This is a genomic window from Microbacterium horticulturae, assembly GCF_029094505.1.
Lineage (GTDB): Bacteria > Actinomycetota > Actinomycetes > Actinomycetales > Microbacteriaceae > Microbacterium > Microbacterium horticulturae.
The window spans coordinates 120531-134040 of sequence record NZ_CP119108.1; the positions used below are offsets into that span (position 1 = coordinate 120531).

A 13510-nucleotide genomic window follows, 5' to 3' on the forward strand; every position below is an offset into this window, starting at 1 on the left:
CCAACCCCTATGCACAAGCCGGAGTCGACACCGCCGCGGGTGATCTCGCGGTCGAGTTGATGAAGTCGGCCGTCAAGCGCACCCACGGCCCCGAAGTGCTCGGCGGTGTGGGCGGATTCGCAGGCCTCTTCGACGCCTCCGCTCTGCTCGGATACACGCGTCCGCTGCTCGCCTCGAGCACGGACGGCGTGGGCACGAAGGTGGCCATCGCGCAGGCGATCGACAAGCACGACACCATCGGCGAAGACCTCGTCGGCATGGTCGTCGACGACATCGTCGTGGTCGGCGCCAAGCCGCTGTTCATGACCGACTACATCGCCTGCGGCAAGGTCGTGCCCGACCGCATCGCCGACATCGTCGCCGGCATCGCACGCGGCTGCGAGCTGACCGGCACGGCGCTGGTCGGCGGCGAGACCGCCGAGCACCCCGGCCTGCTCGGTCCCGCCGACTACGACGTGGCGGGGGCCGCAACCGGCGTGGTCGAGGCCGACCGCATCCTCGGCGCCGAGCGCGTGCGCCCGGGCGATGCCGTGCTCGCCCTGGCCTCCAGCGGCCTGCACTCCAACGGCTTCTCGCTCGTGCGCCACATCGTCTCGGGCGCCGGCATCACGTACGGTGACCGCAGCGCCGAACTGGGCACGACCTGGGGTGAAGCCCTGCTCGAGCCCACACGCCTCTACACGAGCCCGCTGCTGCAGCTCGTCGAGCGGTTCGGCCGCGGCATCCACTCTCTCAGCCACGTCACCGGCGGCGGAATCGCCGCGAACCTCGCGCGCGTGCTGCCGCAGGAGACCTGGGTCGAGCTCGACCGTTCCACGTGGTCTCCGGCGCCGGTGTTCCGCGTGCTCGCGGACCTCGGCGGTCTGGACCTCGTCGCCACGGAGGGCACCTGGAACCTGGGTGTCGGCTTCCTCGCGGTCGTCGACCAGGCGGTCGCGGCGGATGCGGCATCCACTCTCGCCTCCGCGGGAATCGACACCTGGCAGATCGGCGTCGTCGCCTCGGGCGAGCGTCCTACGGGGGAGTTCGACCAGGGCGCCAAGGGCGTCGACGGCGGCGCGGTGCGCCTGGTCGGCGCGTATCGGGAAGACGGAGCGAAGTAACAGCAGATGTGCGGCATCGTCGGAATGGTCGGGCGCGGCCCGGTCAACCAGGACATCTACGACTCCCTCCTTCTTCTTCAGCATCGTGGGCAGGATGCCACGGGCATCGCCACGGCCGAGCCGGGCGGCGTCATCCACATGAGCAAGGGCCAAGGGCAGGTGCGCGAGAGCTTCCGCACCCGCGACATGCGGTCGCTGCTCGGTAACGTCGGCCTCGGTCATGTGCGCTACGCGACGCGGGGCGCCGCCTCGAGCGAAGAAGAAGCGCAGCCGTTCTACGTGAACTCGCCGTACGGCATCGTGCTCATCCACAACGGCAACCTGACGAACACGCGTGAACTCACCGACGAGATGGCGCACCGCGACCGCCGGCACCTGAACTCGTCGAGCGACACCGAACTGCTGCTGAACGCGCTGGCCAGCGAGCTGCAAGAGACCACGAGCCCCGTCGACCTCGAGCCCGAGCGCATCTTCGACGCCGTCGCCCGCACGCACCGGCGCATCGAGGGCGCCTACGCGGTGATAGCGCTGATCGCCGGGTACGGTCTGCTCGCGTTCCGTGATCCGTTCGGCATCCGTCCCCTCGTGCTGGGCCGGCGCAGCGCGGGTCTGGCCGGCGACGAATGGGTGGTGGCCAGCGAATCGCTCGTGCTCGAGAACGCCGACTATGAGATCGTCCGCGAGATAGCGCCGGGCGAGGCCGTGTTCATCACGAGCGAGGGCGAGCTGCACTCACGCCAGTGCGCCGAGCAGCCGCAGCTGGTGCCCTGCTCGTTCGAGTACGTGTACCTCGCGCGGCCCGACTCGGTGATGAACGGTGTCTCGGTCTACGACGCGCGGCTGCGGATGGGCGCGAAGCTCGCCGCCACGATCGCCAAGCACACGCCGGTCGACGACATCGACGTCGTGATGCCGATCCCCGACTCGTCGCGGCCCGCTGCCATGGAGGTCGCCCGGGTGCTGGGCATCGAGTACCGCGAGGGCTTCTACAAGAACCACTACATCGGCCGCACGTTCATCATGCCCGGGCAGGCCGTGCGCAAGAAGTCGGTGCGCCAGAAGCTCAACGCCATGTCGAGCGAGTTCGAGGGCAAGAACGTGCTGCTCATCGACGATTCGATCGTGCGCGGCACGACGAGCAAGCAGATCATCCAGATGGCACGGGATGCCGGAGCCGCCTCGGTCACGTTCGCATCGGCCGCGCCGCCCGTGCGTTACCCGCACGTGTACGGCATCAATATGCCGTCGGCGCGCGAGCTCATCGCCCACGAGCGTACGATCCCCGAGATCGCCATCGAACTCGGTTGCGACCATCTCGTGTACCAGGAGGTCGAAGACCTCAAGAGCGCCATCGTCGAGGGATCGGAGCTGAACGACCTCGATCTGAGCTGCTTCGATGGCCGCTACGTCACCGGTACCGTCACCGACGAGTACCTCGCCTGGGTCGAGGGGTCGCAGGAGAGCTGAGCTCCGCAGCCGGGTGGCTGTCGGGTCCGCGGCCTGCGGCATCCCGGCCCCGGCGTCGCTCCCCGGCGTTCCTCCGGCCACCGGCATCCCTCCCCGGCGTTCCTCTCGCAGGATGGAATGGCGATCGCGGGCGCGTCGGCCGGCGTGTCGGGGCGATTCGGCCTGGATCTCCTGCGAGACGAACAGCACTGCGCGGATGATCGGCCCGCGGCATCCCGCTGCAGCGCCCCTTCCCGGGCATCCCGCTGCAGCGCCGCCCGTGGCGCCCCGCCGGACCGCCGCCCGTGGCGTCCCGCCGGTCTCAAATCAGGTGTTTTCGCGAGATCAGGTCGTTGCGGGCCGAATCCTTCCTGATTTCGCGAGAACACCTGATTTCGTGAGGGACCCGGGGCGTGGTGCGAGTACGCAGACTCACAGCCCACATTCGAGGTCGGTTGTTAGCGTCGGCTCATGTCGGCCGCTTCCGCTCCCACCGGAGAACTCACCCGGATCGCGCGAACGGATCCCGCGGCCATCGAGAAACCCGCAGGCCCCGTGCGTCGCGGCCTGCGCCGCGCCCGCCGTTGGCTGTCGGGTCACCCGCGCCTGGAGCGCGGCTACCGCATCGCCGTTGGGGTCATCGGCACGCTGCTGACCCTCGGCGGACTGATCCTCGTGCCGCTGCCGGGCCCGGGCTGGCTCATCGTCTTCACCGGACTCGCGCTGCTGGGCACCGAGTTCGTGTGGGCGCACCGCTTGTCGGGCTGGCTGAAGAAGCAGCTCGCCCGGTTCTGGGCGTGGTGGCATGCGCGCCGCGACGCCCGGCGCGTCGTACGCGCATCGAACACTGCGCGCACGCCGAACGCGCGCGCGTCGAACACCCCGCGCTGAGCCTCGCGGCCGCCGCGTATGGTCGGAGGCGGTCTACGCCTGCAGACGCTGTTGGTACGAGCCCGCGCTCTCGTCGTCTTCGTCGTCGGCGTACTTGTCCGCCCACTTGTCGACGTATTCGTCCTCATTGGACTCGGGATGACCCAGCTCACGCTCGAGCGACGCGAAGTTCACGTTGTACGTGTCGTACTTGAGCTCGCGAGCGATCTTGGTGTGCTTCGCCTTCTGACGGCCACGCCCCATGCGAGACCCCCTTATGGTCAAGTCGCGGGCAGTGTCTGGCCCGACTGTTCACGATGTCCGGTATCAACCGGCAAGAGTAGCATTCAGGATATCACGCGGGGTGGCGAACGGCCTGATTGCGGGCAGCCCCCCGACCGGTCCCCAACGAGAGGCTGCGAGATATATGTCCCAGGAGGCATCCGACGCCGCACCCAAGCCCGAGACGGCCGCCGACCTCGCCGGTGCGGTGATCGTCGGCATCGTCGCGGGGCAATCGCCGCGCGTCGTGAAGGAGGCCGCGCGGTACGCCAAGGCATTCGGCGCGCCGCTGGTGGTGGTCAACGTCGACGTCACGCGGTTCGTGGCGTACGAAGACCCCGACGGCTCGGTGCAGACGGCGGCGATCGACCTCGCCGCCGTCGGGCGCGAGAACGAGGTGCGGCAGATAACCGATGAGACGAAGGCCGCGCTGGACGGCTGCGGCATCGACTGGTCGATGCGGTGGCTCGTGGGCGACCCGGCGCTGGCGATGAAGAAGCTCGCCGATGAGGCGCGCGCACGCGTCATCGTCGTCGGCACCCGCAAGCAGGGCCTCGGCGAGTCGATCCGCGAGTTCTTCACCGGGTCCGTCGCCGTGCGCCTCGCGCACCGGCAGACGCGGCCCGTTCTGGTGGTGCCCATCGGCGAGACGTTGGCGGACGACCAGGACTTCGACTGGTGACGCTCACCCGTGCAGCGCACGGGTGACCTCCTTCGCGGCGTCGTCGAGTGCGCGCACCAGTCGGTCGACAGTGGATGCCGCGACCACCCCGCCGCGCGCCACGTGTGCGCGCAGGTCGGTGCGCACGTGGGCGCGGAAGGCGTTCACGGCCGTGTCGGCGCGCTGCAGCTGTTCGCGGCTGCGCACGCGCGGGTCGTCGTCACGCGCCGTGCGCGTCGGGGCGGCCCGCCGCTCCTCGTGCGCGGCTGCGGCCAGGTCGGCGCGCAGGCTCTTCATCGCCTCACGCACACTGCCGCGCACCTCGTCGGCGATGAGGCGCACCGAGTCGGCCAGGCCCGCCTCGATCCCGTCGAACTCCTCGGCGCGGTCGGCCACCTCGGCGCGCCCGGCGTCGGTGATCGCGTAGATCGTCTTGCGGCCCTCGACGGTCTTGGTGACCAGACCTTCCTCCTCGAGCTTCGCCAGCCGCGGATAGATCGTGCCCGCGCTGGGCGTGTAAGTGCCGCCGGTGCGATCGGTGAGCGCCTGGATCAGGTCGTAACCGTGCCGGGGCTGCTCGTCGAGCAACTTCAGCAGGTACAGGCGCAGGTCGCCGTGTGAGAAGACCGGGGCCATCACCACTCCTCCTCCGTCGTCGCGTCGGTGTCGCCGCCGGCGTCGGCCGCGGCATCCACCCCGTCCGTCGGTCGGCGCAGGACCGACAGGTTTCCGGAGACGGAGTTGGTCCGCACGTCGGCGAAGCTGCCCGAGAGCTGCCCGGTCGTGCCGGTGTAGCTCGTGCCCGGGCCGTTGCCCTGCCCCGATCGGACCGTGCCATCGATGAGCACCTGGCCGCTGACGCTGCGCACGACATAGTTGGCGGCTCGTCCCTCGTCGAGCCGGATCGTCGCGTCGCCCGAGACAGTGTTCAGCGAGATGCGGTCGACGTCGCCGGTGCTGTCGATGAGGACCGGACCCGAGACCGTGTCGACGATGGCCTTGGCGATCGAGCCCGACGCCGTGACGTCGCCCGACACGCTGTTGGCCAGGAGGGCGCCGGCAAGGCCCCGAATCTGCACGTCGCCGGAGACGGCGTTGACGGTGAGGTCGCCCGTCAGGCCGTCGACGAGCAGGTCGCCCGAGACGGTGTTCAGGCGCGCGTCGGTACGCAGCCCGCTCACCAGCGCGCTGGCGCTGACCACGCCGAGAGTGACGGCCGCGGTGCGGGGGACGGCGACGCTGATCTCGGCCTTCGGGCCGTTCGCGCCGAAGTGGCGGAACACGTCGAGGAAGTTGTCCCACCCGAGTTGAGGGTGGTCGATCTCGACGGCGCCGTCGATCGCCTCGATGCGCAGGTCGCGGCCGGAGACCGCGTGCACCTCGATGCGCAGGTTCGGCTCGTCGTGGGCGACCACGTCGATCTGCCCGCCGATGAGCCCGATCTTGAGTCTGGTCACGTCTTCGATATCGATGACGCGTGTCTGGCCCGGCTGGATGAGCCACTTCTCGCTGGTCATGAGGACTCCCGTATGTGATTCGAGATATATCGTGTCTTTGACAATAAACGCGATATAGCTCGAGCGCAACCCCTCGCAGGAGATTCTCACCGCCGCGGGCGCTTGAGCTTGACGTTACGTCAAGGATTAGCGTGGAGCCCGACGGGACGAGAACGGAAGGAGAGGGGCGCATGGACAGAACCATCCACGAGATCGCCACGCTCGCGGGCACGACCAGCAGAACTCTGCGTCACTACGACGCGATCGGGCTGCTGGCTCCCAGCCGCATCGGCGCGAACGGGTATCGACGGTACGACGAGTCGGCGCTCGTGCGGCTGCAGCGCATCCTGTTGCTGCGCGAGCTCGGGCTGCCGTTGCCGCAGATCGCCGAGGTGCTCGACCGCGAGACGAGCGAGGTGCGGGCCCTGCGCACGCACCTCGACCTGCTGCGGCAGGAGAAGGAGCGCCTCGACCGGCGGATCGCCGCCGTCACGTCCACCATCGATGCCCTTCAGAAAGGGGAAGAACCCATGGCCGAGAAGATGTTCGACGGATTCGACAACACGCAGTATCAGGCGGAGGTCACCGAGCGCTGGGGCGGCGACGCGTACGCACGCGGCAACGACTGGTGGCAGGGGATGACCCCCGACCAGCGGGCGGCGTGGCAGAGGCAGGTCGCTGACCTGAACGAGCAGTGGCGGGATGCCGCGGCCCGCGGCATCCCGGCTGACAGCGCCGAGGCGCACGGGCTGGCCGAACGGCATGTGCAGTGGCTCCGGGGCATCCCGGGGACGCCGGCCGCGGCATCCGACGGCGACATCGCCGGATACGTGCGGGGCCTGGGCGAGATGTATGTCGCCGACCCGCGGTTCGCCGCCAACTACGGCGGCGCCGAGGGTGCCGCGTTCGTACGCGACGCGCTGCGCGTCTATGCCGACGCGGACCTGTAGCCGCAGCGCCGCTCTAAGCTGGCGGTATGCCCGGTCCCGTCGACTTCCTGCGCTCCTGCGAGCCGGGCACGCGGGTGACCGTGCGACGCAGGACCGACGGCGGCTGGGCGGACGCGCTCGGGTATCTGCGCGAGATCACGCCGACCAGCTGCGTCGTCGAGACCCGCCGGGGGCTTGTGCGCGTGCCGTTGGATGCCGTGACGCACGCCGTCCGGGTGCCCGAGCCGCCGCCCCGCCGCAGGCGCTGAGGGCGCGTCAGGCCCGTTCGCCGACGTACCGGGCGCGGCCGGCGAGGATGCCCGTGATGAAGATGCCGACGCTCACCACGAGCAGCGCGAACAGCGGCCACTCCCACGAGCCGGTCGCGTCGTGCAGAGCCCCCACGAGGATGGGCCCGAACGCCGCCAGCAGATAGCCCACCGACTGACCCATGCCCGACAGCGCCGCAGCCTGGTGGTGGTTGCGGGTGCGAAGACCGAACAGCGACAGCGCGACGGTGATGGATGCCCCGCCCGCCGCACCCAGCATCGCCACCCAGACGATGCCCAGGGCCGGCAGCAGCATCTGCCCGCCCACCGCGACGAACACGACGACCGCTGCGATCGCTGCGAGCCCGCTCTGCGCGCGCAGCCGGTGGAGCAGCGCTGCGGCGGTGAGACTGCCGACGATGCCGAAACACTGGAACACGAACTGGTGCCACCCGGCGCCCACGATCGACAGCCCGCCGTCGTGCTCGACGGTCGGCCACCAGGTGATCGCCGTGTAGTATATCGTCGACTGCAGACCGAGATACAGCGTCACCGCCCACGCGAGCGGAGAGCGCCACATCGGTCCCACGTGGGCGGGGTCGGCCGGGGCGTCGGCGCCTTCGGCGGCCGCGGCATCCATCGCCTTGTCGGCGGGGGTGTACCGGGCGCGCAGCTGCGGCAGGAACACCGCGAACGCGATGAGGGCCAGCGCAGCCCAGATACCCAGCGACAGCCGCCAGCCCGCACTCGTCATGCCGGCGATCGGCACGGCCAGGCCCGCGGCGATCGCCGCTACCCCGCTCTGCAGCGCGGAGTAGATGCCGGTCATCGGCCCCACCCGGTCGGGATACTCGCGCTTGATGAGGGCCGGCAGCAGCACGTTGATCATCGCGATGGCGCCACCGAGGATCGCCGTGCCGACCCAGATCGCGCCCGGCAGCGGCACCGATCGCAGCACGATGGCCACCGCGAGGATCAGCAGCGAACCGCCGAGGGCGCGCTCGAGGCCGACCTTGCGGGCGATGCCGGGGGCGATGGGTGAGACGACGGCGAACCCGATCACCGGGAGTGCGACGAGGAAGGATGCTGCGGTGCCGCCGATGCCCAGATCGGTGCGGATGTCGCCCAGGACCGGGCCGACCGAGGTGATTCCCGCGCGCAGGTTGGCGGCGAGCAGCAGAACGCCGGCGAGCATGAGGCCCGCGCGGGCGGCGCCGTCGCGGTGGATCGGCGGCGTCGCAGAGGTCATGCGTTCAGGCTATGCCCGGCCCGTGCATGCGACCGAATCAGATGCGCACGCTACAGCATGGCGGCGCCGGCCAGCCCGACGAGAATCAGCGTGCGACGCGGCAGTCGTTTCACACCACGCCAGGGCTGCAGAAGTGCGACGAGGGCGAACACGCCGCCTTCACCTCGGTTGTCGGCGCGGAGCACCAGGGCAATGTACTTCAGCGAGACGACGAGGATCAGCGTCCAGAATACGAGGGAGAGGATGCCGAGCACGTTGTCGCGGTCGGGCTCGAGGTGGCCGGCGCCACCGTTGAAAACGGCGTGCAGCGCATAGATGGTGCTCGTGCCGAGGTCTCCGTACACGACGCCCAGCACCGCCAATGCGACCAGCGCCACCTGGCCGGCACCCTGCTGCCGTGCCCGCTCCTCGGCGGGCACGGCAGCAGGACGGTCGCGGCGCTCCTCGCTCGCGACATCGGCTGGTTCGGCGTCCGGTGGGTCGTCCGGCTCGTCGCGCGCACGCGACATCGCGACGATCAGGTGCGGTTGCGCCCGCTGATGACCCGGAACAAGAACGCGATCAAAGCGATCACGGCGACCACGAGCGCGACCCAGAGCAACCAGTGCAGGGCGGCGTTCAGTCCGCTGAAGATCGCGACGATCACAGCGATGATGAGGATGATGATCAATGCGGCATTCATAAGCGTGACCTCCCTTTAACGTGTGCCTACCTGAGCATGGATCGGGTAGGCGCGTCAACCCCTCCCCGCGGCACGGCTCGCGGCGCTACGGTGAGGGGCCGAAGGAAGGAGACATCATGCCCCGAGGACGAGCCTCGAACAGCCTGAAGAATCCCGACATGTACGAAGAGCTGCGCGACGACGGCGCTTCGAAAGAGAAGGCCGCGCGCATCTCGAACGCCGCAGCGAACGAGGGCGAGAAGAAGGTCGGGCGGCGCGGTGGCAAGGCGAAAGACTATGAGGACCGCACCGTCGGCGAGCTGAAGAAGCGCGCGAAGGAACTCGGCCTGCACGGCTACTCCGACAAGCGCAAGAGCGAGCTCATCGACATGCTGCGCAATCACTGACCGGCAGGTCTGTACAGCGGCACGGCGTACGCACAACGGACGCGTGGAATAATCGCGCCCGTGCGGCTGATCGCGGCCGTGCCCCGCCTCCCGCTCGAAGGGCCCCCGTGTCGAAGCTCGCCGTCCTCAGTCTGCGTAACCGCGCGCTGATCGCGCTGATCACGATCATCGCCGCCGTCTTCGGCTCGATCGCCCTGGTCAATCTCAAGCAGGAGCTCATCCCCTCGATCGAGTTTCCGCAGCTGATCGTCGTCTCGACGTATTCGGGTGCCTCTCCCGAGGTCGTGTCGCGCGACGTGTCCGACCCGATCGAGCAGGCGATCCAGGGTGTGCCGGGCCTGGAAGAGACCAGCGCCACCAGCACCACGAACTCGTCGATCGTGCAGGCGCAGTTCACGTACGGCACCGACCTGGCCACGGCCGAACAGAAGATCAGCGTCGCGATCAACCGGATAAAGTCCACGCTCCCCGATGGGGTGGATCCCAATGTGATCTCAGCGTCGATCGACGACTTCCCGGTGATCCAGCTGGCGGTGACCGGCTTCGACGACGAGCAGACCGTGCAGTCGCGGCTGGAGAGCACCGTCGTCCCCGACCTCGAAGACATCGACGGCGTCAACGCCGCGCAGATCGTCGGCGGACGCGGCCAGCGCGTGACCATCACTCCCGACACCGACGAGCTGGCGGCATCCGGATTCACCACGCAGTCGATCACCGACGCACTCAGCCAGAACGGGCTGCTCTTCCCGGGCGGCGACATCACCGAGGGCGACCAGACTCTCACCGTGCAGACCGGCGCGAAGCTCGACGCCGTCAAGGAGATCGAGAAGCTGCCGCTCGTGCCGAGCGCGCAAGGCCTGGCCCAGCAGCAGGCCCAGGCCCCGGCGCAGGCGGGCGCGGCGGGCGGCGCGAAGACCACGACGTCGACGACGACGGCCATCGCGGATGTCGCGAGCGTGAAGCTCGAGCGTGACCCGGTGACGACCATCTCGCGGGTCAACGGCGAGAACGCCCTCACGCTGGCGATCACGAAGCTGCCGGCGGCCAACACCGTCGACGTGTCGACGGCCGTGCGAGACGCGCTGCCCGATCTGCAGAAGCAGCTGGACGGTGCACACTTCACCGTCGTGTTCGATCAGGCGCCGTACATCCAGCAGTCGATCGACTCGCTCGCCCAGGAGGGCCTGCTCGGTCTGCTGTTCGCGGTGATCATCATCCTGATCTTCCTGCTGTCGGTGCGCTCCACGCTGGTCACCGCGATCTCGATCCCGACGAGCGTGCTCATCACGTTCATCGGCATCCAGGCATTCGGCTACTCGCTGAACATCCTCACGCTCGGCGCGCTGACGATCGCCATCGGGCGCGTCGTGGACGACTCGATCGTCGTCATCGAGAACATCAAACGGCATTACGTCGAGGGCGCCGACAAGCTGCAGGCGATCACCCGCGCCGTGCGCGAGGTGGCGACGGCCGTCTCGGCGTCGACACTGACAACGGTGGCAGTGTTCCTTCCCATCGCGTTCGTCGGCGACATGACCGGTGAGCTGTTCCGGCCGTTCGCGCTGACCGTCACGATCGCGATGGTCGCCTCGCTGGTCGTGGCCCTCACCATCGTGCCGGTGCTGGCGTACTGGTTCCTCAAGCCGGGCAAGCAGCTGCTCGACGCCGACGGCAAGCCGATCGATCCCGAGGCTGCCGATGCCCCGCCGTCGCGTCTGCAGAAGGGCTACCTGCCGATCCTGCACTGGACGCTCAAGCACTCCGGCGTGACCGTGATCATCGCCGTTCTCGTGCTCGGCGGCACGATCGCCCTCGCGCCGCTGATGAAGACGAACTTCCTCGGCGACTCGGGGCAGAACACGTTCACGATGACGCAGGACCTGGGGCCCGCGGCATCCCTCGCCTCTCAGGACGCCGCGGCGAAGAAGGTCGAAGCCGCGATCAAAGACGTCGACGGGATCGACACCGTGCAGACCTCGATCGGCTCGAGCGGCTCGGCCCTGCGCGACGCTTTCTCGGGCGGCGGCAGCGGCGTGACGTACTCGATCACGACCGACACCGACGCCGACCAGGAGCAGGTCCGGGCCGACGTCGAAGACGCCGTGGCCGACCTGAAGGGCGTCGGCACCGTGACGGTCGCTGCCGCCGAGGGCGGGTTCGGCTCGAGTGACGTCGAGATCGACATCACCGCCCCCGACGGCAAGACGCTGCAGACCGCGACCGATGCGGTGGTGGATGCCGTCAGCGGCAAGGCCGGCATCGGGCAGGTCTCCACGAACCTGTCGGCTTCTCTGCCCTACATCTCGGTGTCGGTCGACCGCGACAAGGCCGCCGAACACGGCCTGAGCGAGGCGGCCGTGGGCAGCATCGTGTCGAACACCATGCGCCCGCAGCAGATCGGCACGGTCGAGATCGACGAGTCGAGCGTCACCGTGTACCTCGATGCCGCCGACGTGCCCGACTCGCTCGCGGCGCTGAAGAAGATGGATGTCGCGACTGCGACAGGAATCATCGAGCTGGGCGACATAGCGACCGTGGAGAAGAGCAACGGCCCCACCTCGATCTCGACGCAGCGCGGCGTGCGCACCGCGACGGTGACGGTCACCCCGTCGACCGACGACTTGACCGCGGCATCCACCACCATCGACGAGGCGCTGAAGAACGCCGATCTGCCGGAGGCGGCCGATGCGTCGATCGGTGGCGTCCTCTCGCAGCAGGGCACCGCGTTCTCGCAGCTGGGTCTGGCGATGCTCGCCGCGATCCTGATCGTCTACGTCGTGATGGTGGCCACGTTCAAGTCGCTGCGCCAGCCGCTGCTGCTGCTGGTGTCGATCCCGTTCGCCGCGACGGGCGCGATCCTGCTGCAGCTGATCACGGGAGTGCCGCTGGGCGTGGCATCCCTCATCGGCGTGCTCATGCTCATCGGCATCGTGGTCACGAATGCCATCGTGCTCGTGGACCTCGTCAACCAGTACCGCGTCAAGGGCCTGTCCACCCATGACGCGGTGATGGCAGGCGGGTCGAGGCGGTTGCGGCCGATCCTCATGACGGCGCTGGCGACCATCTTCGCGCTGACGCCCATGGCGCTCGGGATCACGGGCCACGGCGGGTTCATCTCGCAGCCGCTCGCGATCGTCGTGATCGGCGGCCTCGTGTCGTCGACCGTGATGACGCTGCTTGTGCTGCCGACGCTGTACAACCTCGTCGAGGGTGCGCGCGAGCGGCGGGAGGCAGCCCGCGGGATGAGGGCGGATGCCACAGCCGACGTCGACGGGACCGAGACGGTCGGGGCGCTGCCGTCAGCGCCGGCGATCCACCAGGTGGAGTCATCGCGCAGGTCGCGCCGCGAGCACTGAGCGTCCGCGGTCGCCGGAGCGGACGCATGCCCATGCCGCGTCTCGGTGAGGGTGCGGTGCAGCCGCCCCGCGAACACACCGACCCACGTGAAGATGAGCGTGAACGCGATGAGCTCGAATGCGGCCAGCGTCATGAACTTGAACAGGTACACGATGGTCGTGGTCACGAGGGTGCTGCCCAGGACATAGGTGAACATCATCAGGCGCGGCGTGTAGTGGCGCCGGCGCACGACGACCGTGATGAGCACGCCGAGGAACGAGAAGATGATGCCGTCGGCGGCGCGTTCGTGCATGAACTGGTTGACGTTCATCGGGAAGAATCCGACTGCCGCCAGGTGCGCGCCCGAGCATGCCAGCAGCACGCTGACCTTGCCCGAGCGCTTGGTGCCCCGCAGGTCCTGCAGGGCGTGCATGTCGCGTCGGACCTGCAGCGAGAACCCGAGGAACAGCATCCCGACCACGATCATCGTGGCGTTGAAGGTGTGTCCCGAGAAATCGCGGAACGTCCCCAGCTCGCTGAACTGCGAACGCCACCAGTCGGTGTCAGTCGTCGTGACCATCGAGACGGCCGTGCCCAGGATCAGCATCACCGTCACGAGTGCCGCCCACCGCGGAGCCGTCGGGCGCAACAGGATCGGCAATCGCGTCGGGTCGAAGCGCAGCGCCGGTATCGGCCTGAAATAAGAGGTCGGTTCCCCGGTCGACATCAGTCCCCCTCGAGGCGCACCACTCGCCCGAGTCCCCAGACCTGATCCGTGTGTCGCGCCGGATGCAGTTTTCT

At 68.8% G+C, this 13510-nt stretch carries 14 protein-coding genes and 1 pseudogene; 8 read left to right on the forward strand and 7 right to left on the reverse strand.

What is annotated here, in order from left to right; translation table 11 throughout:
• The first annotated feature begins 59 nt into the window (after positions 1 to 59).
• From purM to PU630_RS00600, 3 genes are all read left to right on the forward strand, one after another.
• Positions 60 to 1103, forward strand: a complete 1044-nt coding sequence (gene purM, locus PU630_RS00590; protein WP_428982016.1) for a phosphoribosylformylglycinamidine cyclo-ligase — start codon at positions 60 to 62, stop codon at positions 1101 to 1103.
• Between the two features lie 6 nt (positions 1104 to 1109).
• Positions 1110 to 2570 carry an amidophosphoribosyltransferase gene (gene purF, locus PU630_RS00595; protein WP_275278417.1) on the forward strand — a complete coding sequence of 487 codons (1461 nt, stop codon included), beginning with the start codon at positions 1110 to 1112 and terminating at the stop codon, positions 2568 to 2570.
• Positions 2571 to 3020: 450 nt separating this feature from the next.
• Positions 3021 to 3440 carry a TIGR02611 family protein gene (locus tag PU630_RS00600; RefSeq protein WP_275278418.1) on the forward strand — a complete coding sequence of 140 codons (420 nt, stop codon included), beginning with the start codon at positions 3021 to 3023 and terminating at the stop codon, positions 3438 to 3440.
• A gap of 33 nt (positions 3441 to 3473) precedes the next feature.
• On the opposite strand, the gene PU630_RS00605 is transcribed toward PU630_RS00600, so the two are convergent.
• Entirely contained in the window at positions 3474 to 3683 is a 210-nt protein-coding gene (locus PU630_RS00605; protein WP_275278419.1) for a DUF3073 domain-containing protein, read from the reverse strand.
• 163 nt (positions 3684 to 3846) lie between these two features.
• Here PU630_RS00605 and PU630_RS00610 point away from each other — a divergent pair, with 163 nt between their 5' ends.
• A complete protein-coding gene (locus PU630_RS00610; RefSeq protein WP_275278420.1) occupies positions 3847 to 4383 on the forward strand; it encodes a universal stress protein in 537 nt (178 codons plus the stop codon).
• 3 nt (positions 4384 to 4386) lie between these two features.
• Here PU630_RS00610 and PU630_RS00615 read toward each other — a convergent pair whose 3' ends face one another.
• Both PU630_RS00615 and PU630_RS00620 read right to left on the reverse strand, forming a co-directional pair.
• Positions 4387 to 4998: a PadR family transcriptional regulator gene (locus tag PU630_RS00615; RefSeq protein ID WP_275278421.1), complete on the reverse strand. Its 612-nt coding sequence runs from the start codon at positions 4996 to 4998 to the stop codon at positions 4387 to 4389.
• The gene (locus PU630_RS00620; RefSeq protein ID WP_275278422.1) at positions 4998 to 5879 is read right to left on the reverse strand and encodes a DUF4097 family beta strand repeat-containing protein; all 882 of its coding nucleotides are present in this window, start codon (positions 5877 to 5879) and stop codon (positions 4998 to 5000) included. The genes PU630_RS00615 and PU630_RS00620 overlap by 1 nt, the downstream gene beginning before the upstream one ends.
• A 170-nt stretch (positions 5880 to 6049) precedes the next feature.
• On the opposite strand from PU630_RS00620, the gene PU630_RS00625 reads away from it, so the two are divergent.
• Both PU630_RS00625 and PU630_RS00630 read left to right on the forward strand, forming a co-directional pair.
• A complete protein-coding gene (locus tag PU630_RS00625; protein WP_275278423.1) occupies positions 6050 to 6808 on the forward strand; it encodes a MerR family transcriptional regulator in 759 nt (252 codons plus the stop codon).
• Between the two features lie 26 nt (positions 6809 to 6834).
• Positions 6835 to 7056 carry a hypothetical protein gene (locus tag PU630_RS00630; protein ID WP_275278424.1) on the forward strand — a complete coding sequence of 74 codons (222 nt, stop codon included), beginning with the start codon at positions 6835 to 6837 and terminating at the stop codon, positions 7054 to 7056.
• Between the two features lie 7 nt (positions 7057 to 7063).
• Here the strand turns inward: PU630_RS00630 and PU630_RS00635 are convergent, their stop codons facing one another.
• Genes PU630_RS00635 through PU630_RS00645 form a run of 3 tightly spaced genes read right to left on the reverse strand, consistent with a single transcriptional unit; the run spans position 7064 to position 8987 of the window.
• Entirely contained in the window at positions 7064 to 8305 is a 1242-nt protein-coding gene (locus tag PU630_RS00635) for a CynX/NimT family MFS transporter (protein ID WP_275278425.1), read from the reverse strand.
• 50 nt (positions 8306 to 8355) lie between these two features.
• Entirely contained in the window at positions 8356 to 8814 is a 459-nt protein-coding gene (locus tag PU630_RS00640; RefSeq protein ID WP_275278426.1) for a KUP/HAK/KT family potassium transporter, read from the reverse strand.
• Between the two features lie 8 nt (positions 8815 to 8822).
• The gene (locus tag PU630_RS00645) at positions 8823 to 8987 is read right to left on the reverse strand and encodes a hypothetical protein (RefSeq protein ID WP_275278427.1); all 165 of its coding nucleotides are present in this window, start codon (positions 8985 to 8987) and stop codon (positions 8823 to 8825) included.
• Positions 8988 to 9103: 116 nt separating this feature from the next.
• Between PU630_RS00645 and PU630_RS00650 the strand changes: the two genes are divergently transcribed.
• Positions 9104 to 9373 carry a DUF7218 family protein gene (locus tag PU630_RS00650; RefSeq protein ID WP_275278428.1) on the forward strand — a complete coding sequence of 90 codons (270 nt, stop codon included), beginning with the start codon at positions 9104 to 9106 and terminating at the stop codon, positions 9371 to 9373.
• A gap of 107 nt (positions 9374 to 9480) precedes the next feature.
• Positions 9481 to 12729, forward strand: a complete 3249-nt coding sequence (locus PU630_RS00655) for an efflux RND transporter permease subunit (protein WP_275278429.1) — start codon at positions 9481 to 9483, stop codon at positions 12727 to 12729.
• Between the two features lie 128 nt (positions 12730 to 12857).
• On the opposite strand, the pseudogene PU630_RS17400 reads toward PU630_RS00655, so the two are convergent.
• Positions 12858 to 13436, reverse strand: a pseudogene (locus PU630_RS17400) (DUF998 domain-containing protein); the annotation flags it as partial.
• Positions 13437 to 13510 lie beyond the last annotated feature (74 nt).

Bases quoted from the DNA above. Each gene is read 5' to 3' on its own strand.
- PU630_RS00625 (WP_275278423.1), top strand. From the start codon at position 6,050: ATGGACAGAACCATCCACGAGATCGCCACGCTCGCGGGCACGACCAGC.
- PU630_RS00605 (WP_275278419.1), bottom strand. From the start codon at position 3,683: ATGGGGCGTGGCCGTCAGAAGGCGAAGCACACCAAGATCGCTCGCGAG.
- PU630_RS00620 (WP_275278422.1), bottom strand. From the start codon at position 5,879: ATGACCAGCGAGAAGTGGCTCATCCAGCCGGGCCAGACACGCGTCATC.
- PU630_RS00645 (WP_275278427.1), bottom strand. From the start codon at position 8,987: ATGAATGCCGCATTGATCATCATCCTCATCATCGCTGTGATCGTCGCG.
- purF (WP_275278417.1), top strand. From the start codon at position 1,110: ATGTGCGGCATCGTCGGAATGGTCGGGCGCGGCCCGGTCAACCAGGAC.
- PU630_RS00610 (WP_275278420.1), top strand. From the start codon at position 3,847: ATGTCCCAGGAGGCATCCGACGCCGCACCCAAGCCCGAGACGGCCGCC.
- PU630_RS00650 (WP_275278428.1), top strand. From the start codon at position 9,104: ATGCCCCGAGGACGAGCCTCGAACAGCCTGAAGAATCCCGACATGTAC.
- PU630_RS00600 (WP_275278418.1), top strand. From the start codon at position 3,021: ATGTCGGCCGCTTCCGCTCCCACCGGAGAACTCACCCGGATCGCGCGA.
- PU630_RS00640 (WP_275278426.1), bottom strand. From the start codon at position 8,814: ATGTCGCGTGCGCGCGACGAGCCGGACGACCCACCGGACGCCGAACCA.
- PU630_RS00615 (WP_275278421.1), bottom strand. From the start codon at position 4,998: ATGGCCCCGGTCTTCTCACACGGCGACCTGCGCCTGTACCTGCTGAAG.
- purM (WP_428982016.1), top strand. From the start codon at position 60: ATGAAGTCGGCCGTCAAGCGCACCCACGGCCCCGAAGTGCTCGGCGGT.
- PU630_RS00635 (WP_275278425.1), bottom strand. From the start codon at position 8,305: ATGACCTCTGCGACGCCGCCGATCCACCGCGACGGCGCCGCCCGCGCG.
- PU630_RS00630 (WP_275278424.1), top strand. From the start codon at position 6,835: ATGCCCGGTCCCGTCGACTTCCTGCGCTCCTGCGAGCCGGGCACGCGG.